The following is a 20,678-nucleotide window of genomic DNA, read 5'->3' on the forward strand; positions in this document are numbered from 1 at the left end:
GCGCCAGGCGGTTGACAGGCCCTGCTACTGCTTCTGCCGGTAAACGTACAAGGCCGCAAAAGCGGTGAACACGCCGATGATGGCGACGATCACCATAAAGCCGTGCGGGTGCTGGGCCAGCGGCACGCCGCCCACATTCATGCCCAGCAGGCCGGCCACGATATTGATCGGCAGGGCCAGCACCGTCACCATGGTCAGGGTGAAGACGCTGCGGTTGGTTTCCTCGCTGACCTGGGCGGCGATTTCTTCCTGCAGCAGCTTGATGCGTTCCTTGAGCTCCGACAAATCGCGTATGGTCAATGAAAACTCCTCGGTGGCCTGGCGCAGCTCTTCAAGGTCGCCTTCGCTGACCCAGGGCGGCGGCAGGCGCAGCAGGCGAAACAGCGCGCCCGGCTCGGGTGCCAGCAGGCGCTGCAGCCGTACCAGCACACGGCGCAGCTTGCCCAGGTCGGCGCGGCGGTTGTGCAGCCGGCCCACCAGGAATTTGTCTTCCACCACATCGACCTGCAGCGTCGCATCGCGCACGATGCGCACCAGCACGTCGCCCTGCTCGCGCAGCAAATGGTTGAGGAAGGACACCGAAGACGCCAGCGGCTTCTTGCCGTTCTTCACGGCGTCGCGCAGCCGGTCTATGGAGCGCAGCGGGTGCGAGCGCGCGCTCAGCGCCATGTGCGGCCCCACGTTCAGCCACAGGCTGGCCATCTCGGCCGGGTCGAAAGCAAATTCGTAAGCCACGTCGTTGACCACGGCAATCAAGGTGTCGTGGGCGTCCTCGATGCGCGTGGAGCGCGAGCCCTCGTGCAGCGCCTCAAAAAATTCCGGCACCGGGTTCAGGTGCTTGCGTATGCTGGTTTCGGCCGCGGCGTCGCTGAGGTTGAAGTGCAGCCAGACAAAATCCGACTTGCCCTTGGGCACGTCGCTCTTGAGCCAGGCCGCCGCTTCCATGAGGTCCACAGGCACGCCGGGCGCGCCGTTTTCAAAGCGGTAACCGCAGAGCAGGCCGGTCTTGTCGGCGCCGTAAGTGATGTCCATTCAGGGAGGGGCGTGAAGCCGGCAGTAGGGCAGGGGAGCTTGGGGCTCAGGTTCTGAAAGAGGTCCCACAGTGTGTAGCCCCTTCATGACGGTTCAGTGACAGTCAAGCCAAGCCAGGGCGCGAGTCCGGGCCCATCCACTGCTATGTCATGAAGAGGTCATTTTTGGCACGCCCCGGCTACACCACCACCAGCGGCCGCGCGATATGGTTTCAGTGATGGCTGATGCGGCAAAAAAGCATCGCTCATGTAAGCATCTGTGCTTCCGTCACTGATTGGGTGTGCTTTTTATGCATACACGGATGCTGGGGCTTTGCCTTGCTGCTTTAATCACCTAGGTGAGCCGCGGGCGCCGCATTCGTGGCAGCCGCTTCACTCCCCAAGGAAGCCATGGCAATGACTGAATCCCTTCCCAGCTCCGCCGGCTCCGTGCCGACGGCCCGCGTCACGCTTGAGGTGAACGGCCATGCGCACACGCTGGACCTGGACACCCGCACCACGCTGCTCGACGCCCTGCGTGAACACCTGCACCTGACCGGCACCAAAAAAGGCTGCGACCACGGCCAGTGCGGCGCCTGCACCGTGCTGCTGGACGGCGAGCGCATCAATGCCTGCCTCACGCTGGCCGTGATGCACGAAGGCGCCAAAGTCACCACCATAGAAGGCCTGGGCACGCCGCACAGCCTGCACCCTATGCAGGCCGCGTTTGTCAAACACGACGGCTACCAGTGCGGCTACTGCACACCGGGCCAGATCTGCTCGGCCGTCGGCATGCTCGATGAAATGCGCCGCGGCATCCCCAGCCACGTCAGCGCCGACCTCAACACCCGCCCCCTGCTGTCGCCCGATGAGCTTCGCGAACGCATGAGCGGCAACCTCTGCCGCTGCGGCGCCTATTCCAACATCGTCGAAGCCATCGCAGAAGTAGCTGGGGGTGCGGCATGAAACCCTTCACCTATGAGCGCGCAAGCAGCCCGGCCGAGGCCGCGGCCGCCGTCGTGCGCCACCCCGGCGCCAAATTCATCGCGGGCGGCACCAACCTGCTGGACTTGATGAAGCTGCAGATCGAGGCGCCCACGCACCTCGTCGATGTCAACGGCCTGGCGCTCGACAAGGTAGAGGCCACGCCAGACGGCGGCCTGCGCATAGGCGCGCTGGTGCGCAACACCGCGCTTGCCGCCGACGAACGTGTGCGGCGCGACTACGGCGTGCTGTCGCGCGCCCTGCTGGCCGGCGCTTCGGCCCAGCTGCGCAACAAGGCCACCACGGCCGGCAACCTGCTGCAGCGCACGCGCTGCCCGTATTTTTACGACACCGACCAAGCCTGCAATAAACGCCAGCCCGGCAGCGGCTGCAGCGCCCTGGGCGGCCACACGCGCCAGCATGCGGTGCTGGGCGCCAGCCAGGCCTGCATCGCCACCCACCCCAGCGACATGGCCGTGGCCATGCGCGTGCTCGACGCCACGGTGGAAACCGTCAAGCCCGACGGCGCCAGGCGCGTGATCCCGATTGCCGACTTCCACCGCCTGCCCGGCGACACGCCGCAAATAGAGACCGCGCTGCAGCCCGGCGAGCTCATCACCTCGGTCAGCCTGCCCAGGCCGGCGGGCGGCACGCATATCTACCGCAAGGTGCGCGACCGCGCGTCTTACGCCTTCGCGCTGGTCTCGGTCGCGGCCATCGTGCAGCGCGACGGCACCGGCCGTGTTGCCCTGGGCGGCGTGGCGCACAAACCCTGGCGCGACGAGGCGGCCGATGCCGCTTTGCCGCAGGGCGCCAAAGCCGCGGCGGCGCGCCTGCTCGCCGGCGCCCAAACCACCGAAGACAACGCCTTCAAACTGCCACTGGTGGAGCGCACCCTCGCCGCCGTGCTGGCCCAGGCCAGGAGCGCCGCATGAAATTCGACACCCCCGCCACCAGCAACCCGATAGACCAGCTCAAGGTCATAGGCCAAGCCACCGACCGAATCGACGGTCCGCTCAAGACCCGCGGCGCCGCGCCCTATGCCTATGAGCGCCACGACGCCGTGCCGAACCCGGCCTACGGCTACATCGTCGGCGCCGGCATCGCCAAGGGCCGCATCGCCTCCATGGACCTGGACGCCGCGCGCGCCGCGCCCGGCGTGCTGGCCATCGTCACCGCAGGCAGCGCCGGCAAGCTCGGCAAGGGCAAGTTCAACACCGCCAAACTGCTGGGCGGGCCCGAGATAGACCACTACCACCAGGCGCTCGCGCTCGTGGTGGCCGACACCTTTGAGCAGGCACGCGCCGCCGCGCAGCTGGTGCGCATAGCATACGAACGCACACCGGGCAAGTTCGACCTCGCCGCCGCAAAAGACAGCGCACCGCTGGCCAAGCCTTCCGACTTCGCCGGGCCGTCCGAGACCCAGGTCGGCGATTTCGCGGGCGCTTTTGCCGCCGCGCCCGTGCAGCTCGATGCCAGCTACAGCACACCCGACCAGTCGCACGCCATGATGGAGCCGCACGCCACCACCGCCGCCTGGCAAGGCGACAAGCTCACGCTCTGGACGGCCAACCAGATGATCGACTGGAGCGTGGGCGACATGGCCGCCACGCTGGGCATCCCCAAATCCCATGTGCGCCTGGTCTCGCCCTTTATCGGCGGCGGTTTCGGCGGCAAGCTCTGGGTGCGCGCCGATGCGCTGCTGGCCGCCCTGGGCGCGCGCGCGGCGGGGCGGCCCGTCAAGGTCGCGCTGCAGCGCCCGCTGATGATCAACAACACCACCCACCGGCCGGCCACCCTGCAGCGCATACGCCTGGGCGCGGGCCGCGACGGCAAGCTCACCGCCATAGGCCATGAATGCTGGTCCGGCGACCTGCCCGAGGGCCAGCCCGAAACCTCGGCCAACCAGACCCGTTTGCTGTATGCCGGCGCGAACCGCTTCACGGCCACACGCCTGGCCGTGCTGGACCTGCCCGAAGGCAACGCCATGCGCGCGCCCGGCGAGGCCCCCGGTTTGATGGCCCTGGAAATCGCCATGGACGAAATGGCCGAAAAACTGGGCCTGGACCCGATCGAGTTCCGCGCGCTCAACGACACCCAGGTCGACCCGGAGCAAGCCGGGCGGCCTTTTTCGCAGCGCCGGCTGATTGAATGCCTGCGCCTGGGCGCCGAACACTTCGGCTGGAGCCGGCGCCAGGCCCAGCCCGCGCAAGTGCGCGACGGCCGCTGGCTGGTCGGCATGGGCGTGGCCGCGGCCTTTCGCAACAACCTGCTCATGAAGTCAGCCGCGCGCGTGCGGCTCGACAACAAAGGCGTGGTCACGGTGGAAACCGACATGACCGACATTGGCACGGGCAGCTACACCATCATCGCGCAGACCGCCGCCGAGGTCATGGGCGTGCCGCTGGAGAAGGTACAAGTGCGCCTGGGCGATTCGGACTTCCCCGTCTCCTGCGGTTCAGGCGGGCAGTGGGGCGGCAACAGCTCCACCTCTGGTGTCTATGCGGCCTGCATGAAGCTGCGCGAAACCATTGCCACCCGCGCCGGCTTCACGCCGCTCGAGGCGATTTTTGAAGACGGCATGGTCCGCGTCGCCGACCGCGCCGTGCCGCTTGCGCAAGTCGCCCAAGAGGCCGGCGACAAGGGCCTGGTCGCCGAAGACTTTATGGAATACGGCGACCTGGGCAATAAATACCAGCAGTCCACCTTCGGCGCGCATTTTGTCGAAGTCGGCGTTGACGCCGCCACCGGCGAGATCCGCGTGCGCCGCATGCTCGCCGTCTGCGCGGCGGGCCGCATCCTGAATCCCAAGGCCGCACGCAGCCAGGTCATAGGCGCGATGACCATGGGCGTGGGCGCAGCCCTGATGGAAGAACTCGCAGTCGACAAGCGCCACGGCTTTTTTGTGAACCACGACCTCGCCGGGTATGAAGTGCCGGTGCATGCCGACATCCCGCACCAGGATGTGATCTTTCTTGACGAAACCGATCCGGTTTCTTCGCCTATGAAGGCCAAAGGGGTTGGCGAGCTTGGGATTTGTGGGATTGCTGCTGCGGTTGCGAATGCGGTTTACAACGCCACTGGGGTGAGGGTGAGGGACTATCCCGTCACGCTTGACAAGTTGCTGGAGCGATTGCCAAACGTGGTTTGAATTGTTTTTGCTCCGGCGGGCGCGCTCGTCTTTTCTCTTATCTCCTCGGTTCTCTTGCTGAGGGCGGCTGGCCGGGGTTGCCCGGCGGCAAGTAACTTTCTTTTGCTTCGCCAAAAGAAAGTCACCAAAGAAAAGGCGACCCGCAGTCTGGGTCCCTACGCTTCGCTACGGGCAATCTGCGGTGCTCGAGCCAAGCGGGGTCCGGCTAAACTCGCTTCGCTCAGACAACGCCGGCCCTGATCCGCTTGTCTCTGCGCTCCTCGGCCCAGCCAGGACGGGGCAATCGGGAACGGGAACCAAATACCAAAGACAAAGAAGACAAATACAAACAAGGACACGCCATGGCGTGTCCTTGTGGTTTTAGGTATTGGTATTTTTCTCCCACCCCTTGTGGATGCGCCGAGGAGCGCAGGGCCAGACGGATAAGGGATCGCGTTGTTTGAGCGAAGTGAAACGTAGCGAGTTTAGCGAGACCCCGGCTGGACCGAGCACCGCAGGTTGCCCGTAGCGAAGCGAAGGGACGCGGCAACCAGGGTCGCCTTTTCTTTGCTTACTTTCTTTTGGCGAAGCAAAAGAAAGTGAGTTGCCGCCGGGCAACCCCCGGCTCCGAAACTCAAAACAACATCAACACCCAAACACAAAAAGCCTTAGTTACCTCAGCCCTAACGCGAGGGCTGAGCCTTCAACTCATGTTTCCCCAAAGAAAACGAAAGCGCATAGACACCGTGCGTCATGCCCGCAAGCGCCCCCGCGGCCTCGAGGCTCTCCGGCGACAGCTCGTTCGCCAGGGCGAGTTGCAAGGCCTCCGTCTCATAAGACGACAGCAAAACAATCCAGTCGGCGACGGCATCGCCGCCGCGGATTTTTTGCTCTTGTGTCATGGCGGCCTCCGGCGTTCGGGTTTGCAGCAGGTGCGCCCCGACGATGCCTTTGCTTTCTGCCAGGCGGGCCAGCCGGTTTTCCAGCCAGGCCTGCAAAGGCCCTGCCTGGCCGTCCGCGGGTGACAGGCGGATCGTCAGCATCGCCTTGCCCAGTCCGGCGCCAAAACTGCCCAGCAGCTGGCACTGGCTGCGCACCATGTTCAGGTGGTGCGGCATCATCTTTGCCGACCATGGCGTCGGGTTGTTCAGGCTTTGCAGGTAGCCGGCGGAGGTGAGGGTTTCATACGATGCCAGCTCATACATCACAAAAAACCCCGTTCCGCCGTCAACGTGGGTCCAGCGTGAGCCGCGCAGAAAGCCGTCAATGCCCATGCGTTCCGGAAAGTGTTCGCGGGAGTGCCACGCCTGGAACTCCTCGCGTTGCGCGGGCAGGATGTCCCACCACATGGCGACCGCCGCATTGCCTAAAAGTGCCATCTCGTCGAACCTCCGTAGAGCCTCAGTAGAACCAGCTTGCCGGAACCGTGACCAGCTTGGGGAACACCACCATCAGAAACATCACCGCGAACTCGGCGATCATGAACGGGATGACACCCTTGGTGACGTCGTCCATGCTGATCTTGCCGACACCCGCCACCACGTTGAGCACCGTGCCCACCGGCGGCGTCACCAGCCCGATCGAGTTGTTGATGATGAACAGCACGCCGAAGTAGACCGGGTCTATGCCCGCGGCCTTGACCACGGGCATCAGCACCGGCGTCAGGATCAGGATGGTGGGTGTCATGTCCATCGCGGTGCCCACCAGCATCACCAGCACCATGATCGCCGCCATCAGCAAGATGGGGCTGCCCATGAAGGGCTTGAGCAGGTCCACCACCATGCCCGGCAGGTTGGCCACGGTGATCAGCCAGGCGCTGACCATGGCCGCGGCGATCAAAAACATCACGATGGCGCTGGTCTTGGCCGAGGCGACGAACACGCCGTAGAGCTGCGAGAGCTTGAGCTCGCGGTAGACGACGGTGGAGACAAACAGCGCGTAGACGGCGGCCACCACGGCCGCCTCGGTGGGCGTGAACACCCCCATGCGCAGGCCGACCAGGATGATGACCGGAAGGACCAGCGCCCAGGTGGCGTCGCGAAAGGCCTTCATGACTTCGGCGCCGCTCTTGCGCGGCGGCGGCACGATGGCCTCGCGCCGCACCAGCCAGGCCCAGGTGATCCACAGCGCGCCGCCAATCAGCAGGCCCGGCACAACAGCCGCGAAGAAGAGCTTGGAGATAGACACATTGGCCGCCACGCCGAAAATCACCAGCCCGATGCTGGGCGGGATCACCGGGCCGATCACGCCCACGGAGGCGATCAGGCCGCCGGCGCGCTTCTTGTCGTGCCCGGCCTTGACCATCATCGGCAGCAGCAGGGCGGTGAGCGCGGCCGCGTCGGCCACGGCCGAGCCCGACAGCGCCGACAGCAGGCAGCCCGCCATGATGGTCACGTAGCCCAGCCCCCCCTTGACGTGGCCGACCAGCGCCAGCGCCAGATCGACAATGCGGCGCGACAGGCCGCCGACGTTCATGATCTCGCCGGCCAGCATGAAGAAGGGCACGGCCAGCAGCGGAAAGCTGTCGGCACCCCCGACCAGGTTCTGCGCCAGGATCTGCGCATCGAACAGCTGCAGGTGCCACATCAGGGCGACACCGCTGGCCAGCAGCGCAAACGCGATGGGAATGCCCAAGGCCATGGCGGCCAGCAGCGAGCCGATAAAAATGAAGATCGTCATGGCCGTGCTCCCGCGGTGTTGTCCGTCTGGCGCGCATCGTCCAGCACCTGCTTGAGCTGCACCGCCTCTTCCGACTCCTGCACCATGACCAGCTCGTCATCCGACAGCCGGCCGGTGAGCACCTTCCACAAATCCAGCAGCAGCAGGCCGCAGGCCAGCACGCCGAACACCAGGCCCGAGAGGTAGACGATGGACATGCTCCAGCCGGTCGTCGGCGCCGTCACGTCCCAGTTGATCTTGACCTGCTCCCAGCTGCCCATGGCCAGCAGCACCACGATGAAGATCATCAGCACGTGGCCGACGATGAGGCAGACCTTCTTGCCGATAACCGGCAGCCGCCCCACCACCATGTCGATACCGAGGTGGCCGTGTTCACGCAGCGCCACCAGGGCGCCGAGGAAGGTGCCCCAGATGAAGAGCCAGCGCGACAGCTCTTCGGACACCGTGATGCCCGAGTTGAAGCCGTAGCGCAGCACGACGTTGCCGAACACCAGCACGACCATGAGGGCCAGGCCGAGCGCGATCAGGAACTCGATGCCCTTGCAGGCCTTGTCGACGAAGGTGTCCATGTCAGTTGTGCGCGGCAGGGGCCTGCGCTTCGCGCGCGATATCGGTCACGACGCGAAGGCCCTGCAGGTAGGAGCGCGGGCCGAAGCCCTGGATCGTGCCCTTCACGGCCGGCGAGATGATCGAGTGGTGGCGCCAGGGCTCACGTGTCGCGAGGTTGGACATGTGCACCTCGACCACCGGGAAAGGCATGGCCTTGATCGCGTCATGCAGCGGCACGCCATGCTGCGTGAGCCCGGCGGGGTTGACCAGCGCGCCCTGCGCCGTGTCGATGTGCTGGTGCAGGAAATCGATCAGCGCCCCTTCATGGTTCGACTGAAGGGTCTCCAGCGTCACGCCCAGCTCGCCGGCCAGTGTTGCCAGCATGGCGTTGATCTGCGCGAGCGTCGTGGTGCCGTAGATGTGGGGTTCGCGCCGGCCGAACAGGTTCAGGTTCGGCCCGTGGAGGACAAGTATTTTCATGGGGCTCAGGGCTTTCAGAACTTCACCATCAGAACTTTGAAACCCGTTCCAGCTCGGACTTGAAGAGGGTCACGACGGCCGGGTCATAGGCGGCGGAGAACTTCTCGTAGACCGGGCGCACGTCGGCGCGCATCTTGGCCAGCTCGGCGGGCGGAAGGTCGTTGTAGACCATGCCCTTGGCCGTGAGCTCGCCCAGGGCCTTGGCCGAGACTTCACGGCTGACCACGCGCTGCCAGTTTTGCGCTTCGATGGCGGCATCCTGCAGGATCTTGTGCTCCGTCGCCGAGAGCTTGTCCCAGAAGCGCTTGCTGATCTGGACCGGGTTGGTCGCGTACACGTGATTGGTGCCGCTCACGTACTTCTGCACTTCGTAGAACTTGCTTGAGGCGATCACCGCGAAGGGGTTTTCCTGGCCGTCCACCGCCTTGCTCTCGAGCGCGCCGTACAGCTCGGCAAAGGGCATGGGCACCGGGTTGGCCTTGAAGGTCTTGAAGGTTTCCAGGAACACCGGGTTCGGGATCACGCGCAGCTTCAGGCCTTCCAGGTCGGCGCCCTTCATGATGGGGCGCTTGCTGTTGGTGACGTTGCGAAAACCCAGGTCGAAGAAGCCCAGCACGATCACGCCTTTTTCAGGCAGTTTGGCGGTCAGCATCTTGCCCAGCGGGCCGTCGACCAGCGCGTCAGCCTGTTTCGCGTTGGCAAAGAGGAAGGGGAAATCGAGCAGGCCGAATTCCTTGACGATGCCGTTCAGCGAGGTCGTCGAGGCCACCAGCATTTCCTGCACGCCGCCCTGCAGCGCCGACTGCTGCTGCAGCTCGTTGCCGAGCTGCGAGGCCGCGAATTCCTGCACCTTGATCTTGCCGCCGCTCTTGGCGGCGACGATCTCGGCGAACTTGCGCACGCCCAGGCTGGTCGGGTGGTCGGGGTTGTTCAGGTGGCCGAACTTGATGGTGCGTTCCTGGATGTCCTGGGCCAGGGCCGGCATGGCCGCGGCCATCAGGGCGGCAACAAGGGTGAGTGTTCTGCGGCGAACGTGCATGGTGAGGTCCTTTTGGGGTGGTGCCTGGGGGCTGCTGTCAGGGGGGACTGGCGATGTCGCTGGTGTCCGGTGCCGCAGCACACGCTGCAGGCCGAAAGCATCATATTCGTGAAATGGAAAGTCTTTCCATTATGGAAAACCATTACCATTATTCAATTGCGACCCGCTTCAGGCCATGGCCCAATCGACCAAACCCTCATATATATAGAGGGCCCTGGCCAATCCCCCAGGAAGCGGCCGGCCCGGCGCATCGCAGAGCCCAGACACCGTCAAGCCAAAGAGTCCCACACCATGAGCAACCTGCTGGAAAGAAGCTTTAACACCCTGGAGCAACTCGCCGCCCACCCCGAGGGCATGACCGTCTCCACCATCGCCGCCACCTTGAACATGCCCCTGAGCGCCACACACCGCCTGCTGGCCGAGCTGTGCCGCTGCGGTTATGCGCGCCAGGTGCGCGAGCAGGGTGAGTACGTGCTCACCATGAAGCTGGTCTCGCTCGGTTTGGGTTTTTTGAGCGCCTCCGGCGTGGTCGACGTCGCGCAACCGCTGCTGGACCACCTGGCCGAAGAATCCGGCGAGCTGGTGCGCCTGGCGGTCGTCGACGGCGACGAGCTCACCTTCGTCGCCAAAGCCCAGGGCGCCCGCCGCGGCCTGCGCTACGACCCCGACATGGGCTTGTCGGTGCGCCTGTCATGCAGCGCAGCCGGCCACGCCTGGCTCTCCACCATGAGCGATGAGGAAGCCTTAAGCCTGGTCGCCAAACAAGGCTTCGGCCAACCCAAAGACTACGGCCCCAAGGCCCCCACCACCGTCAAGGCGCTGCTGACGTATATCCAGACCGCACGCAAACGCGGCTTCAGCATGATCAACGAAGTGTTCGCCCCCTCCATGACGGCCATGGCCGCGCCGGTGCTCTCACCCACGGGCGCCATCGGCGTGGTCACCATCGCGGGGCCGCTGGTGCGGCTGACCGAGGCGCGTATGGAGGAGCTGGCTGAAGCCTTGAAGGCGACGGCTGATGAGATTCGGGCGGCTAGTGGGGCTTCTGGGATGTTTAAGAAGAGGGCTTAGATGGGCGCGGAGTTTGTACTAACAGTGCACGCCCCGCCGTCAATCAAGTCAGATTGAGCAGATTCGTCCTAGTTGAGATAGATCTATTCGCCAATACAAATGATAGATGCTCACGCCCCTTCAGAGGAGGCCTCAGGCGAATCGCTGTTCACAACGTTCTTGAGGTCCATCACGGGCGTCAACCCGCCGACGCTCTGGCCAACTGCGGTTATTAGCGTGCTAGGAATGTCGAAATTTGTGCTCGCCAGCTCCTGCGTAATCTCAGCTATGAGCTGTTCGCGCGTTTCTCCGCGTTCCTGATGGACGGCGGCCTGGCTGCGTCCTCCATGGAGGGTGTCCCAACGTGATCGTTTTGATGCCTCGCGACCGCCACCGGGAGCGTTGTTCCCAAAACCGTCGATGTAGTTATTCCAGATTGGCTTGTACAGCGCTAGAAGGCTAGTCTCTGCTAGTCGGATGAACGCGTCGTCCATCACCAACGCGCGATAGTGAAAGTCTTCGATGCTGAAATCGGTAGTCGCGGCCGCAATGCTCCGACCGTGCTTCATCAGGCGATTACGAAGCGATGGCTCCTCTTCAGCGGTCACAATGCCGCGACGGCCACCGCTTGGAAGCGCCTGGCCTACATAAATCGGCCACTCAAAGCGGCCATTGGCATTTCGTCGGGCTAGCGGCCCGTATGGCACGAAGCTGCTGCCGACGTAGTAGATTGCGTAGACGCCGGGGCCGCGCAATGGGAACGAGGTTGATAACGGGTAAACCGGCGTTGTTAGCAGCACCTCCGCCATTGCGGCTCCAAGAACCTTTCGTTCCAACGGGTTGAAGGGGACCACGGAGGAAATGGCTGTCCGCGTGCTTTTTTTGGCCACCGCCTTTGGACGGGTGTTCATGCTCGTTTTAACACTGCGGCTGGACGGTTCATCTGAGCTATTGCCTTTGCGACGTCGGCGGTAGTTTTAAACCCGTGCTTACGCAGCTGAGTTTCGACGAGTTGGATGGCAACGCTCGACATGACCTGGCGAGCAAGTTCGACAGGGACGGCATTGCCGAGTTGGCGCATGACCTCGCCCCATGCGCCGTGAAAGCGGTATCCATCGGGAAATGTCTGGAGCCTTGCCGACTCGCGAATGGTGAAGTAGCGGTAGCTGCCATCGTCGTTCACCATCATGTTTTCACCTCCGGGTACACCGTGGCCCCCGGCTTTGAGCGTTTTCGCCGGCAGGTCTAAGGGGCTTCCGGTATGGCCAGGATAAGCTTTGGCACCCGGTTGGTGGGTGTGATTGATAAAGCTGTGCTTGACCCGTTTTTCGGGGTGGGGCATATCGGATAGAGCTTCCCGCACTGTCTTCCACGGCTTAAGGGGCTCTTCGATGAGGCTCAATTGGCGAGTGAGCGTTTGATTTGCGGTTGCGCTTAGTGGCGACACTGGCCGATGCTTCTTTGCGACCTTGTTGCGTTCCCAGTAGTCGCCTGTGACCCACTGGTCATGCAACAACGCGGAGTGGCTATGCGTTTGTTCTGGCATGCTCCACGTAGTTTCGAGATCGTAGCGAAAACCAACGATGAACACGCGCTCGCGACGCTGCGGAACTCCATAATCCGCCGCGTTCACGAGATTAGTCTGTAAACGATAGGTCAACGCCTTGCCGTGCTGCTTGCCTGAGCTGTGCTCTGCTTGAAGGCGAACATAGTGACCGTGCCAATCTTCGCTCTTCCGAATCGGAGACTCGGGGAACTCTAGCTGTAGTCGGATGTACTCGAAGTAGTTGTGAAAAGCTGACCGCGTAAGGCCTTTAACGTTTTCAAAAATGAACGCTTTTGGTCGCAACCTGCGCACAATGTCCACACTAGCGGGGAACATATCCCGACGATCGTTGTACGCTCCATGTTTCCCCCCCATGGAAAAGGGCTGGCACGGGGGGCCACCGGAGACAAGTTCGATATCCGTCGGCAGAGCCTTCCAGTCGTAGTCGCGAACGTCCCCCTCGTGAATTGGCCAACCGGAAACAAGAGGGTAGCCGCGCTTTTGATTTTCTCGGAGGGTATCGCAAGCCCAGCGATCCCACTCTAGGACAGCTAGGGGCTCGAATCCGGCCAGACTAGCGCCCAACGCCAGACCGCCAGCCCCCGCAAAAAGCTCAACTGCACGCATTCATCGACCCTTCCAGTTTTGCCTTTTAGTGTATCGCGAAGTGCTTACTAACACTCCTCAGGTTTAGGCCGCTTTTCAGGCGTTTGTGTTTAGCAATGCAGTATGCATATGCCTAGAAGCGGTCCCCACTCGCGTAGCCGACATCGTACGGTCGATAGTTGGTTGCATCAAGGGAGTAATTCACCTTGCATCCTGGAGAAAATTGCAGCGTAATAGGCCATTCCTGCCTGGGAGATTAGTCTTGGGAAAGACTGGGGTAAAGCAGGAAGTGTGGCGTGACGGCGAGATTTACCAAGAGACGACACATAAAAGTACAGAAAACGTAGTCTGGGGAGCGGAACAATGCGGTACGCAGATGTGACAATAAAGTCGGTTGCTGATTTGCTGAGGGCTTTAAAAAAGCAGTCAACCCCCGGTCAACTGGTGTGGTTTCGTGGGCAATCCGTAAGCACCTGGAGCCTAGTACCTTCACTTGCAAGGAACGCAAAACATCTGAAGGCGGAAAGTGCGTTGCTAAAACGCTTTATGCAGAATGCAGTGCCTCATCTTGACCGTCCCCCCGTCAATGAATGGGAGTGGATGTTCATGATGCAGCACCATAGAGCGCCGACACGCCTGCTGGATTGGAGCGAAGGTCCGCTGACTGCGCTCTACTTCGCGGTAAGCGAGGACAAACACTCACGGAGAGATGCCGCAGTCTGGTGTCTCGACCCTATCGCATTAAATAGTGACGAGGCCCGTATCGACTTCCCATTTCCCAACGAGGTTCCTGCTTTTGGAATTGATAAGGTACTGAACAGCTACCTCCCAAGTTTGGTTGAGGAAGCGCCCAACGTCATGAACGCCGTTGCAATCGTCGGCCCGCGCAACACCGCCCGCATGGTCGCTCAGCTTGGCGTGTTCACTGTTAATCACCGTGATCACAAACCGATTGAGGCACTTGGAAAAGCCAAGCATGTATGGCGATGGGTCATCCCCTCTGCTTCGAAAAAGAATCTGCAACAGGAGCTCTCCTCGTTGGGATACACCCCGCTGACCCTCTTCCCCGAGCTGGACCGTGTGGCTGATTTGGCCAAGGAGCTGCTGAAATGAGTTTTTCGATTACGGATTTTCACGGCAGCACCGTCTGGAAACTCTATCGCATACGTGATCGAATCCAACTCGACCCCGAGTATCAGCGCTTGGGTGGAATATGGGCGCCGGACAACAGGCAACTTCTGATAGACACCATCATCAATGGCTTCGATGTCCCCAAGCTTTACATGCATAAGTTCACGACTCCGCTGCAGGTAAAAGGGAAAACCTACGACTATGCAATTGTCGACGGCCGTCAACGCCTCGAAACGTTATGGAGTTTCATCGATGGAAAAATCCCCCTCGCTGACGATTTCAAAATGTTCAAAGATAGTCAGATAGCAGCAGGCGGAATGACATATCAAGAACTGGCGAAGGAATACCCCGAACTGAAGGCAGATTTCGACGGTTTCCCTCTGTCCGTTGTGCTTGTCGAGACTGATGATTTGGAGATGATCGAGGAGATGTTTTCACGCCTGAACGAGGCGGCACCTCTGACGGCGCCGGAGAAGCGCAATGCCTATAGTGGTCCGGTGCCTCTGGCAATTCGCAAGTTGGCCAAGGAACCATTTTTTTCACAATCATTACCGTTTCTCAATAAGCGATATCGCCATTACGATCTTGCAACGAAGTTTTTGATGGCAGCAGATGAGGGCAAGGTTGTTGATACGAAGAAGACTCGCTTAGATGATTTCGTGAAAAGGTTCGAAGGTGAGCCGCGAACTAAAACCCTACCATTTTTGAGAGTGGCACAGCGGGTGGTTCAGGCAATGAGCAAAGTCTTTACCGCCTCCGATACGCTATTGCGTCAAGTAGGTATGGTTACGTTGTACTTTCACTTATTTCGCGTCGCAATTGATCAAGACTGGATCGCGGAGGTTTCGCGCAAGAAGCTGGTCGAATTCGATAGTAGACGGTCGAGAAATAGGCAACTCTTCGAAGCAGGCTCGACTGCTCAAGTGGATAAAGATCTTATCGATTTCGATGGCTATGCCCAGTCTCCCAATGACTCAGGCGCGATCCGTTTTCGGTTGAAAATTCTCCTAAATCGAGCGTTTGGTCGCGAGCTAGACGATGATGAAATCTAGTCGATTGAATTTGACCTAGCCGAGATACAGGTTTAAGCGCCACAGTAGCCGTTTGCGATTCTTCTCCGATAGCTGATGCTCCCAAATACGGATGATTCGCCAGCCTTGCTTGCGTAGCTCGCGGGTAACCAAGCGGTCTCTGGCTGTGTTGCGTTGAAGCTTTGTATCCCAAAACAACTGGTTCGAGTTTGGACGACGATAGCAAGCGGGGCAACCGTGCCAGAAGCAGCCATCAACGAAGACACATACTCGTTGAGTTCTAAAAACGAAATCTGGTTTACCAAGGAGCTTTTGGTTGCGACGCCAGCCTGTTATTCCGTTTGTGCGGAAGATCGTCGCCAAACGCATTTCCGTGGACTGATTCCCTCGGGAGCGCACACGGCTCATGACATCCGACCTTTTGGAGGGTGTCCAGTTATCAGTCATAGAGTGAGTAGCCTGACAGGAATGGCTTGTGGATAAGCTATTGTCTACTGAGGTGGCTCTCTTGTCTTTTGGGAATTTGCGATGCCATTGGTTCAGCTAGAACGGCGGTCACGTAACCGAGGAGAGCCACACCCTATTGGGGGGGGCAGCTAGAACTGACGCGAGTCTCGCCCTTGATCGCCCGCCCCCACAAACGGCACAGCCCCCTCCACCGTCTCCCAAATAAACCGCCCCGAGGGACTGTTCTGCTCCTCGACGATATGCGCCACCAGCCCGGCCGCGCGTGAGATGACCGCAAAACCTCGCATCACGGCGGTCGGCACACCAATTTCCCCGAGCAGCGCCGCGACGGCGCCGGTGGCATTGATGGTGATGGGCCGGCCTGCCATTTCATCGACGGCGGTTGAGAGTTGTTCGAGGGCGCGTATTTTTTTGCCGGCCAGTTCGGGTTCGGCGCGGGCTAAGTCCAGCAGCTTGTAGGCGCGTGGGTCCACGGGTTTGTGCAGGTGGTGGCCGAATCCAGGGATGGGGCTCTTTTGATCTTTGTAGTGCTGGGCAATGGCCAGGGCTTCGGCTTCGGGGTCTGCTGCCGCGGATATGCGGTCCAGCAGGCCTGAGCAGTTCTCCATGGTGCCCACAAACGAGCTGCCCACGGCCAGCAGGCCGGCGGCGACTGCGCCTTGCAGGTTTTCGGGGGCGCTCATATAGACCAGGCGGGTCGAGATGGCGCTGGGTGTGAGGCCGTGTTCCATCAACACAATGAGCACCGCGTCGGTGATGCGCAGGTCCACGCTGCGGGGTGCGCGGTTCAGGATTTGCATGAGCATGACTTCGGTAAAGGTCTTTTTACCCATCAGGTCTTGCACCAGGTCGGCATTGCGGTAATGCAGGCTGGTGAGGGTGTGGGTGCACAGGCTGGTGACGGGTTTGGCCTGGGGTTTGGTGCTGCTCATGGGAGTAAGTCTTTCATCATCATGAAGTGGTGGCGGCATCGGCAGCGGCCAGGGCCTGGGCACGCACCGCGCTTTTAAGCACCTTGCCGACCGGCGAGCGCGGCAGGCTGTCGTGGAAGTGGATCAACTTGGGTGTCTGCACCGGGCCCAGGCGTTCGCGCACAAAGGCGATCAGCTCGGCCTGGTTGGCCTGCCAGCCGGGGCGTAATTGCACCGCGGCCTGCACGGCTTCGCCCCATTTGTCGTCGGGTATGCCGAAGACCGCGCATTCATGCACGGCCGGGTGCTGGCCCAAGGCGTTCTCGACATCGACGGGGTAGACATTAAAGCCACCGGTGATGACCAGGTCTTTGAGCCTGTCTTTGAGGTAGAGGTAGCCGCGCTCGTCGATCAGGCCGCGGTCGCCGGTGTGCAGCCAGCCTTCGACAATGGTTTCGGCCGTCATGCCGGGCAGGCGCCAGTAGCCCGACATCAGTAAATCGCCGCGCGCCACGACCTCGCCGACCTCACCCGGCGGCAGCAGCTGGCCGCCCGCCATGATGGCCACGTCGCTGAACCAGGTGGCGCGGCCCACGGCGGCCCAGTTGCGTTCGTCCTCAAAATCTTCGGGCCGCATCACGGTCAAAATTTGCGGCGCTTCGGTCTGGCCGTAGGTGGTGCCCAGCACCGGGCCGAAGAAGCTGCGCACCTCGCGGATTTTTTCGGGCGGCATGGGGGCGCCGCCGTAGATCAGGCGGCGCAGCTTCGGGAAGTCGGCGCGCGAGGCACCGGGCAAGGCCATCAGCATATAGACCAGGGTGGGCGGCATAAAACTCACGGTGCCGCCCTTGTGCTGGAAGGCCGCGCGCACGGCTTCGGCGCCCGCGCCGGCCAGCAGCACATGGCAGCCGCCCTGGGCCAGTATGGGCAGCAAGTAAGTCGAGGTGCCGTGGGTGATGGGCGCGGCCACCACATAACGTTCATGTTCGTCAAAGCCCCAGGCATGGATCTGGTTGCTGATATTGGCCATCCACGCGCGGTAGGTCTGCATCACGCCCTTGGGCAGGCCCGTGGTGCCGCCGGTGAACTTGATGGCCTGCGTCGCCTCGGGCGGCAGCGTGAAGCTCGGCCGTGCCGCGCCCGCGTGCCGCGCGCTCAGGGCCGCCATGCTGGGCGCGCCGTCATTGCCGGCCACGCCGCAGTAAATACGCCGGCCCGGCGCGCCTGCCAGCAGGTTCGCGCAGTCGGCGTCCAGGATCAGGATGGAGGGCTCGGTCGCGTCAATGATGCGGCGGATTTCAGGGGCTGTGCTTTTGGGATTGAGCGGCACCCAGGTCTTGCCGCAGGCCAGCACGGCCAGCAGCGCGGCAATGTGTTCGCTGCTGTTGCCGGCGCAGATGGCGACGCGGCTTTGCGGTTCGGGGTCTATCTCCATCAGCGCGGCCGCGAAGGCGGATACCCAGGCCGCCAGCGCGTCATAGCGCAGCGTGCCTTCGGGCGCGTCAATCGCGATGCGTTCGGGCCAGCGCTGGGCGGCGCGCCAGAAAAAATCAATCGGGTTCATGCGGCGGTTCTTTCTTTTCCTTGGTTTTTATTCAGCGCGCGCGCCGGACTGTTTCACCACCTCGCGCCAGCGTTTGGCTTCAGACAGCGTCCAGCTGCGCATCTGCGCGGGCGTGCCGGGCTCGGGCGTGGCCGCGAGGTTGAGCAGGCGCTGGCGCACCTCGGGCAGGGCCAGCAGTTTGACGAGCTCGCTGTTCACACGCTGCACCACGGCCTGCGGCGTGCCGGCCGGCCCGGCGATGCCGAACCAGGACTGCACGTCAAAGCCCGGAAAGCCCGACTCGGCCACCGTGGGCACATCGGGCAGCAGCGGCGAGCGCTGGGCGCTGGTGATGGCGACCGCATGCAGCTTGCCGCCGCGCACGTGCGGCAGCACCGAGGGCGCGTTGTCAAACATGGACTGCACCTGGCCGCCCAGCAGGTCGGTCACGGCCGGCGCGCTGCCACGGTAGGGCACGTGCAACATGGGCGCCTTGGCCGCGATCTTGAAGAGCTCGCCCGAGAGGTGAATCGACGAGCCGCTGCCCGACGAGGCAAAGGTGATGCCGTTGGGTGATGTTTTGGCGAAGGCCACATAGTCCGCCAGGGTCTTGACGGGCAGCTGCGGGTTGACCACCAGGATGTTGGGCACCTTGGCGATCAGGCCCATGGGCTCGAAATCTTTGAGCGGGTCGTAGCCCAGCTTGTCGTAAAGCGAGGCATTGATGGTGTTGGCGATGGTGTAAACGTAAAGCGTGTAGCCGTCGGCCGGCGCACGCGCGACGATCTCGGCGCCCACATTGCTGTTGGCGCCCGCGCGGTTGTCCACCAGCACCGGCTGGCCCAGCTGCTTGCCAAGCTCGACCGCGACAATGCGCGCGATCACATCGGTCGCGCCGCCGGCCGCATAACCGACGACCAGCTTGATGGGTTTGGCCGGCCAGGCGGCGGTGGATTGGGCCTGGGCGGGCAGGGTGGTGCCAGCGAGGGCGGTGAACAGCGCGGCCAGGGCCGCCCGGCGCGATGGGGTCTTGAACAAGCTCATAGGGAAGTGTCTCCTGTTGTCTCTGTTGTCTCTGTTGTCGGTATGCGGTGCGTGTGCCGGCCCTGTAGTGGTGGTAGCGGTAGCGGCGGCAGGGGGAAATTCTTGACCAGGGCCAGCCGGGCCACAAATTCAAACGTCCGGCCAGCGGACGTTTTATAGTCGGATGCCATGGCCCCGCGTTCTTCTACTTCCAAACCTCCCGCACCTCTTACCGACTCGGTGGAAGCCGCCGACGACGGCGGCAGCCGCACCCTGCGGCGCGGCCTGCAGCTGCTGGACGCCGTGCTGCAAAGCGGCCGCGAAGGTTTGCGTGTGGTCGACCTGTGCCGCAGCGCCGGCCTGGAACGCGCCACGGTGTATCGCCTGCTGGCCACGCTGCTGGAGTCGGGTTATGTTGCGCCGCGCGGCCGCTTCCGTTATGTGGCCGGGCCGCGCCTTGCGCAATTGCAAACGTTGCCACCGTCACCGTCGGACTTCGCGGCCCGTTTGCAGCCGGTGCTGGCCCGCGTGAGCAAAGCCTGCGGCGACGCAGCCTTTGCCATCGTGCGCGAAGGCGCCGCCTCGCACTGCATCGCACGCCAAGTGGGAACCCACCCGGTGCAGATGCTGGTGATACAGGTCGGGACGCGGCAGCCGCTGGGCGTGGGGGCAGCGGGCCTGGCTTTGCTGGCGGCGCTGCCCGAGGAAGACGCGGCGGCTGTCATTGCCGCCAACGCGCCGGCTTTGGGGCGCTATGGCGGCATGACGCCCGAACGCATGGAGATTCTTGTCCGTGCCACGCGGGAGAGGGGGTGGGCTGTGATTGGTAATCACGCTACTGAAGGGGTGTTGGCCGTTGGCATGGCCGTGGCAGGGCGGGATGGTTTGCCTGCTGCTGCTATCAGTGTGGCGTCGACGATGGAGCGGATGCCTCGCGCTCGGCAGCAGTTGATTGTTCGATGGATGAAGGAGGCTTTATCGGGTTTGCTACCCGAGGGGCTCTAGGCCGGGTCTTGCTCCAGCGGGGCGCTCCCCTCTGACTCCTGCTGGCCGGGAGTGGCCCGGCGGCCAGTAACTTTCTTTTGCTTCGCCAAAAGAAAGTCACCAAAGAAAAGGCGACCCGCAGTCTGGGTCCCTTCGCTGCGCTACGGGCAACCTGCGCTGCTCGACTACGGAGGGGGTCTGGCTAAACTCGCTACGCTGCGCTTCGCTCAAACAACGCCAGCCCTTATCCCTCCTCCGTCTGCGCTGCTCGGCCCAGCCAGGACGGGGCAAGCGGGATCGGGGACAGAAGACAAATACCAAAGAACAAAGCAAGACAAAGAAGGACACGCCATGGCGTGTCCTTTTTGCTTTAGGTATTTGGGATTTGTCTTCGGCTGTTTGGTATTCCTGTCTCCACCCCTTGTGGATGCGCCGAGGAGCGGAGGTTCAGGCGGATAAGGGATCGCGTTGTTTGAGCGAAGTGAAACGTAGCGAGTTTAGCGAGACCCCGCCT

At 62.4% G+C, this 20,678-nt stretch carries 18 protein-coding genes and 1 pseudogene; 7 read left to right on the forward strand and 12 right to left on the reverse strand.

What is annotated here, in order from left to right; genetic code table 11:
• Nucleotides 1-24: 24 nt before the first annotated feature.
• Complete coding sequence (locus tag BLQ85_RS23125) at nt 25-1,032, reverse strand: transporter (protein ID WP_074580320.1); 1,008 nt, start codon at nt 1,030-1,032, stop codon at nt 25-27.
• Between the two features lie 344 nt (nt 1,033-1,376).
• On the opposite strand from BLQ85_RS23125, the pseudogene paoA reads away from it, so the two are divergent.
• The 3 genes and pseudogenes from paoA to paoC form a co-directional block, all read left to right on the forward strand.
• Nucleotides 1,377-1,976, forward strand: a pseudogene (gene paoA / locus BLQ85_RS23130) (aldehyde dehydrogenase iron-sulfur subunit PaoA); the annotation flags it as partial.
• Nucleotides 1,973-2,929 carry an FAD binding domain-containing protein gene (locus BLQ85_RS23135; RefSeq protein WP_074580322.1) on the forward strand — a complete coding sequence of 319 codons (957 nt, stop codon included), beginning with the start codon at nt 1,973-1,975 and terminating at the stop codon, nt 2,927-2,929. The pseudogene paoA and the gene BLQ85_RS23135, both read left to right, overlap by 4 nt.
• On the forward strand, nt 2,926-5,145 hold the full coding sequence (paoC, locus tag BLQ85_RS23140; protein WP_074580323.1) for an aldehyde oxidoreductase molybdenum-binding subunit PaoC: 2,220 nt from the start codon (nt 2,926-2,928) through the stop codon (nt 5,143-5,145). Before BLQ85_RS23135 ends, paoC begins: the two co-directional genes overlap by 4 nt.
• Nucleotides 5,146-5,807: 662 nt before the next feature.
• Here paoC and BLQ85_RS23145 read toward each other — a convergent pair.
• Genes BLQ85_RS23145 through BLQ85_RS23165 form a run of 5 tightly spaced genes read right to left on the reverse strand, consistent with a single transcriptional unit; the run spans nt 5,808 to nt 9,871 of the window.
• Nucleotides 5,808-6,503 (reverse strand): hypothetical protein, encoded by a 696-nt coding sequence (locus tag BLQ85_RS23145; protein ID WP_074580324.1) that lies wholly within the window; start codon nt 6,501-6,503, stop codon nt 5,808-5,810.
• A gap of 22 nt (nt 6,504-6,525) precedes the next feature.
• Nucleotides 6,526-7,803: a TRAP transporter large permease subunit gene (locus BLQ85_RS23150; RefSeq protein WP_074580325.1), complete on the reverse strand. Its 1,278-nt coding sequence runs from the start codon at nt 7,801-7,803 to the stop codon at nt 6,526-6,528.
• Nucleotides 7,800-8,372, reverse strand: a complete 573-nt coding sequence (locus BLQ85_RS23155; protein ID WP_074580326.1) for a TRAP transporter small permease — start codon at nt 8,370-8,372, stop codon at nt 7,800-7,802. The genes BLQ85_RS23150 and BLQ85_RS23155 overlap by 4 nt, the downstream gene beginning before the upstream one ends.
• Before the next feature lies 1 nt (nt 8,373).
• Complete coding sequence (locus BLQ85_RS23160; RefSeq protein ID WP_074580327.1) at nt 8,374-8,832, reverse strand: type II 3-dehydroquinate dehydratase; 459 nt, start codon at nt 8,830-8,832, stop codon at nt 8,374-8,376.
• Nucleotides 8,833-8,860: 28 nt separating this feature from the next.
• Nucleotides 8,861-9,871 carry a TRAP transporter substrate-binding protein gene (locus BLQ85_RS23165; RefSeq protein WP_074580328.1) on the reverse strand — a complete coding sequence of 337 codons (1,011 nt, stop codon included), beginning with the start codon at nt 9,869-9,871 and terminating at the stop codon, nt 8,861-8,863.
• A 291-nt stretch (nt 9,872-10,162) separates the two neighbouring features.
• Here BLQ85_RS23165 and BLQ85_RS23170 point away from each other — a divergent pair, with 291 nt between their 5' ends.
• Nucleotides 10,163-10,942, forward strand: coding sequence for an IclR family transcriptional regulator (locus tag BLQ85_RS23170; protein ID WP_074580329.1), 780 nt, complete (start codon nt 10,163-10,165; stop codon nt 10,940-10,942).
• A gap of 110 nt (nt 10,943-11,052) precedes the next feature.
• On the opposite strand, the gene BLQ85_RS23175 is transcribed toward BLQ85_RS23170, so the two are convergent.
• A complete protein-coding gene (locus tag BLQ85_RS23175; protein WP_083336968.1) occupies nt 11,053-11,832 on the reverse strand; it encodes an Eco29kI family restriction endonuclease in 780 nt (259 codons plus the stop codon).
• A complete protein-coding gene (locus tag BLQ85_RS23180; RefSeq protein ID WP_074580331.1) occupies nt 11,829-13,094 on the reverse strand; it encodes a DNA cytosine methyltransferase in 1,266 nt (421 codons plus the stop codon). The genes BLQ85_RS23175 and BLQ85_RS23180 overlap by 4 nt, the downstream gene beginning before the upstream one ends.
• Before the next feature lie 342 nt (nt 13,095-13,436).
• Here BLQ85_RS23180 and BLQ85_RS23185 point away from each other — a divergent pair, with 342 nt between their 5' ends.
• Both BLQ85_RS23185 and BLQ85_RS23190 read left to right on the forward strand, forming a co-directional pair.
• The gene (locus BLQ85_RS23185; RefSeq protein ID WP_074580332.1) at nt 13,437-14,186 is read left to right on the forward strand and encodes an FRG domain-containing protein; all 750 of its coding nucleotides are present in this window, start codon (nt 13,437-13,439) and stop codon (nt 14,184-14,186) included.
• On the forward strand, nt 14,183-15,256 hold the full coding sequence (locus BLQ85_RS23190; protein WP_074580333.1) for a DUF262 domain-containing protein: 1,074 nt from the start codon (nt 14,183-14,185) through the stop codon (nt 15,254-15,256). Before BLQ85_RS23185 ends, BLQ85_RS23190 begins: the two co-directional genes overlap by 4 nt.
• A gap of 15 nt (nt 15,257-15,271) precedes the next feature.
• Here the strand turns inward: BLQ85_RS23190 and BLQ85_RS24995 are convergent, their stop codons facing one another.
• The 4 genes from BLQ85_RS24995 to BLQ85_RS23210 all read right to left on the reverse strand — a co-directional run bounded on the left by BLQ85_RS24995 (nt 15,272) and on the right by BLQ85_RS23210 (nt 19,201).
• The gene (locus BLQ85_RS24995; RefSeq protein WP_074580334.1) at nt 15,272-15,682 is read right to left on the reverse strand and encodes a very short patch repair endonuclease; all 411 of its coding nucleotides are present in this window, start codon (nt 15,680-15,682) and stop codon (nt 15,272-15,274) included.
• 149 nt (nt 15,683-15,831) lie between these two features.
• Nucleotides 15,832-16,635 carry a citryl-CoA lyase gene (locus tag BLQ85_RS23200; protein ID WP_074580335.1) on the reverse strand — a complete coding sequence of 268 codons (804 nt, stop codon included), beginning with the start codon at nt 16,633-16,635 and terminating at the stop codon, nt 15,832-15,834.
• A gap of 19 nt (nt 16,636-16,654) precedes the next feature.
• Nucleotides 16,655-18,178, reverse strand: coding sequence for a class I adenylate-forming enzyme family protein (locus BLQ85_RS23205; protein WP_074580336.1), 1,524 nt, complete (start codon nt 18,176-18,178; stop codon nt 16,655-16,657).
• 27 nt (nt 18,179-18,205) lie between these two features.
• Nucleotides 18,206-19,201: a tripartite tricarboxylate transporter substrate binding protein gene (locus BLQ85_RS23210; protein WP_074580337.1), complete on the reverse strand. Its 996-nt coding sequence runs from the start codon at nt 19,199-19,201 to the stop codon at nt 18,206-18,208.
• 168 nt (nt 19,202-19,369) lie between these two features.
• Here BLQ85_RS23210 and BLQ85_RS23215 point away from each other — a divergent pair, with 168 nt between their 5' ends.
• Complete coding sequence (locus tag BLQ85_RS23215; protein ID WP_074580338.1) at nt 19,370-20,185, forward strand: IclR family transcriptional regulator; 816 nt, start codon at nt 19,370-19,372, stop codon at nt 20,183-20,185.
• The last annotated feature ends 493 nt before the right edge of the window (nt 20,186-20,678 follow it).

This window comes from Polaromonas sp. JS666, assembly GCF_900103405.1.
In the GTDB taxonomy this organism is placed as follows: domain Bacteria; phylum Pseudomonadota; class Gammaproteobacteria; order Burkholderiales; family Burkholderiaceae_C; genus Polaromonas.

What these genes read in the sequence shown, in the direction of transcription:
- BLQ85_RS23125 (WP_074580320.1), bottom strand. Translation starts at nt 1,032, where the DNA reads ATGGACATCACTTACGGCGCCGACAAGACCGGCCTGCTCTGCGGTTAC.
- BLQ85_RS23135 (WP_074580322.1), top strand. Translation starts at nt 1,973, where the DNA reads ATGAAACCCTTCACCTATGAGCGCGCAAGCAGCCCGGCCGAGGCCGCG.
- paoC (WP_074580323.1), top strand. Translation starts at nt 2,926, where the DNA reads ATGAAATTCGACACCCCCGCCACCAGCAACCCGATAGACCAGCTCAAG.
- BLQ85_RS23145 (WP_074580324.1), bottom strand. Translation starts at nt 6,503, where the DNA reads ATGGCACTTTTAGGCAATGCGGCGGTCGCCATGTGGTGGGACATCCTG.
- BLQ85_RS23150 (WP_074580325.1), bottom strand. Translation starts at nt 7,803, where the DNA reads ATGACGATCTTCATTTTTATCGGCTCGCTGCTGGCCGCCATGGCCTTG.
- BLQ85_RS23155 (WP_074580326.1), bottom strand. Translation starts at nt 8,372, where the DNA reads ATGGACACCTTCGTCGACAAGGCCTGCAAGGGCATCGAGTTCCTGATC.
- BLQ85_RS23160 (WP_074580327.1), bottom strand. Translation starts at nt 8,832, where the DNA reads ATGAAAATACTTGTCCTCCACGGGCCGAACCTGAACCTGTTCGGCCGG.
- BLQ85_RS23165 (WP_074580328.1), bottom strand. Translation starts at nt 9,871, where the DNA reads ATGCACGTTCGCCGCAGAACACTCACCCTTGTTGCCGCCCTGATGGCC.
- BLQ85_RS23170 (WP_074580329.1), top strand. Translation starts at nt 10,163, where the DNA reads ATGAGCAACCTGCTGGAAAGAAGCTTTAACACCCTGGAGCAACTCGCC.
- BLQ85_RS23175 (WP_083336968.1), bottom strand. Translation starts at nt 11,832, where the DNA reads ATGAACACCCGTCCAAAGGCGGTGGCCAAAAAAAGCACGCGGACAGCC.
- BLQ85_RS23180 (WP_074580331.1), bottom strand. Translation starts at nt 13,094, where the DNA reads ATGCGTGCAGTTGAGCTTTTTGCGGGGGCTGGCGGTCTGGCGTTGGGC.
- BLQ85_RS23185 (WP_074580332.1), top strand. Translation starts at nt 13,437, where the DNA reads ATGCGGTACGCAGATGTGACAATAAAGTCGGTTGCTGATTTGCTGAGG.
- BLQ85_RS23190 (WP_074580333.1), top strand. Translation starts at nt 14,183, where the DNA reads ATGAGTTTTTCGATTACGGATTTTCACGGCAGCACCGTCTGGAAACTC.
- BLQ85_RS24995 (WP_074580334.1), bottom strand. Translation starts at nt 15,682, where the DNA reads ATGACTGATAACTGGACACCCTCCAAAAGGTCGGATGTCATGAGCCGT.
- BLQ85_RS23200 (WP_074580335.1), bottom strand. Translation starts at nt 16,635, where the DNA reads ATGAGCAGCACCAAACCCCAGGCCAAACCCGTCACCAGCCTGTGCACC.
- BLQ85_RS23205 (WP_074580336.1), bottom strand. Translation starts at nt 18,178, where the DNA reads ATGAACCCGATTGATTTTTTCTGGCGCGCCGCCCAGCGCTGGCCCGAA.
- BLQ85_RS23210 (WP_074580337.1), bottom strand. Translation starts at nt 19,201, where the DNA reads ATGAGCTTGTTCAAGACCCCATCGCGCCGGGCGGCCCTGGCCGCGCTG.
- BLQ85_RS23215 (WP_074580338.1), top strand. Translation starts at nt 19,370, where the DNA reads ATGGCCCCGCGTTCTTCTACTTCCAAACCTCCCGCACCTCTTACCGAC.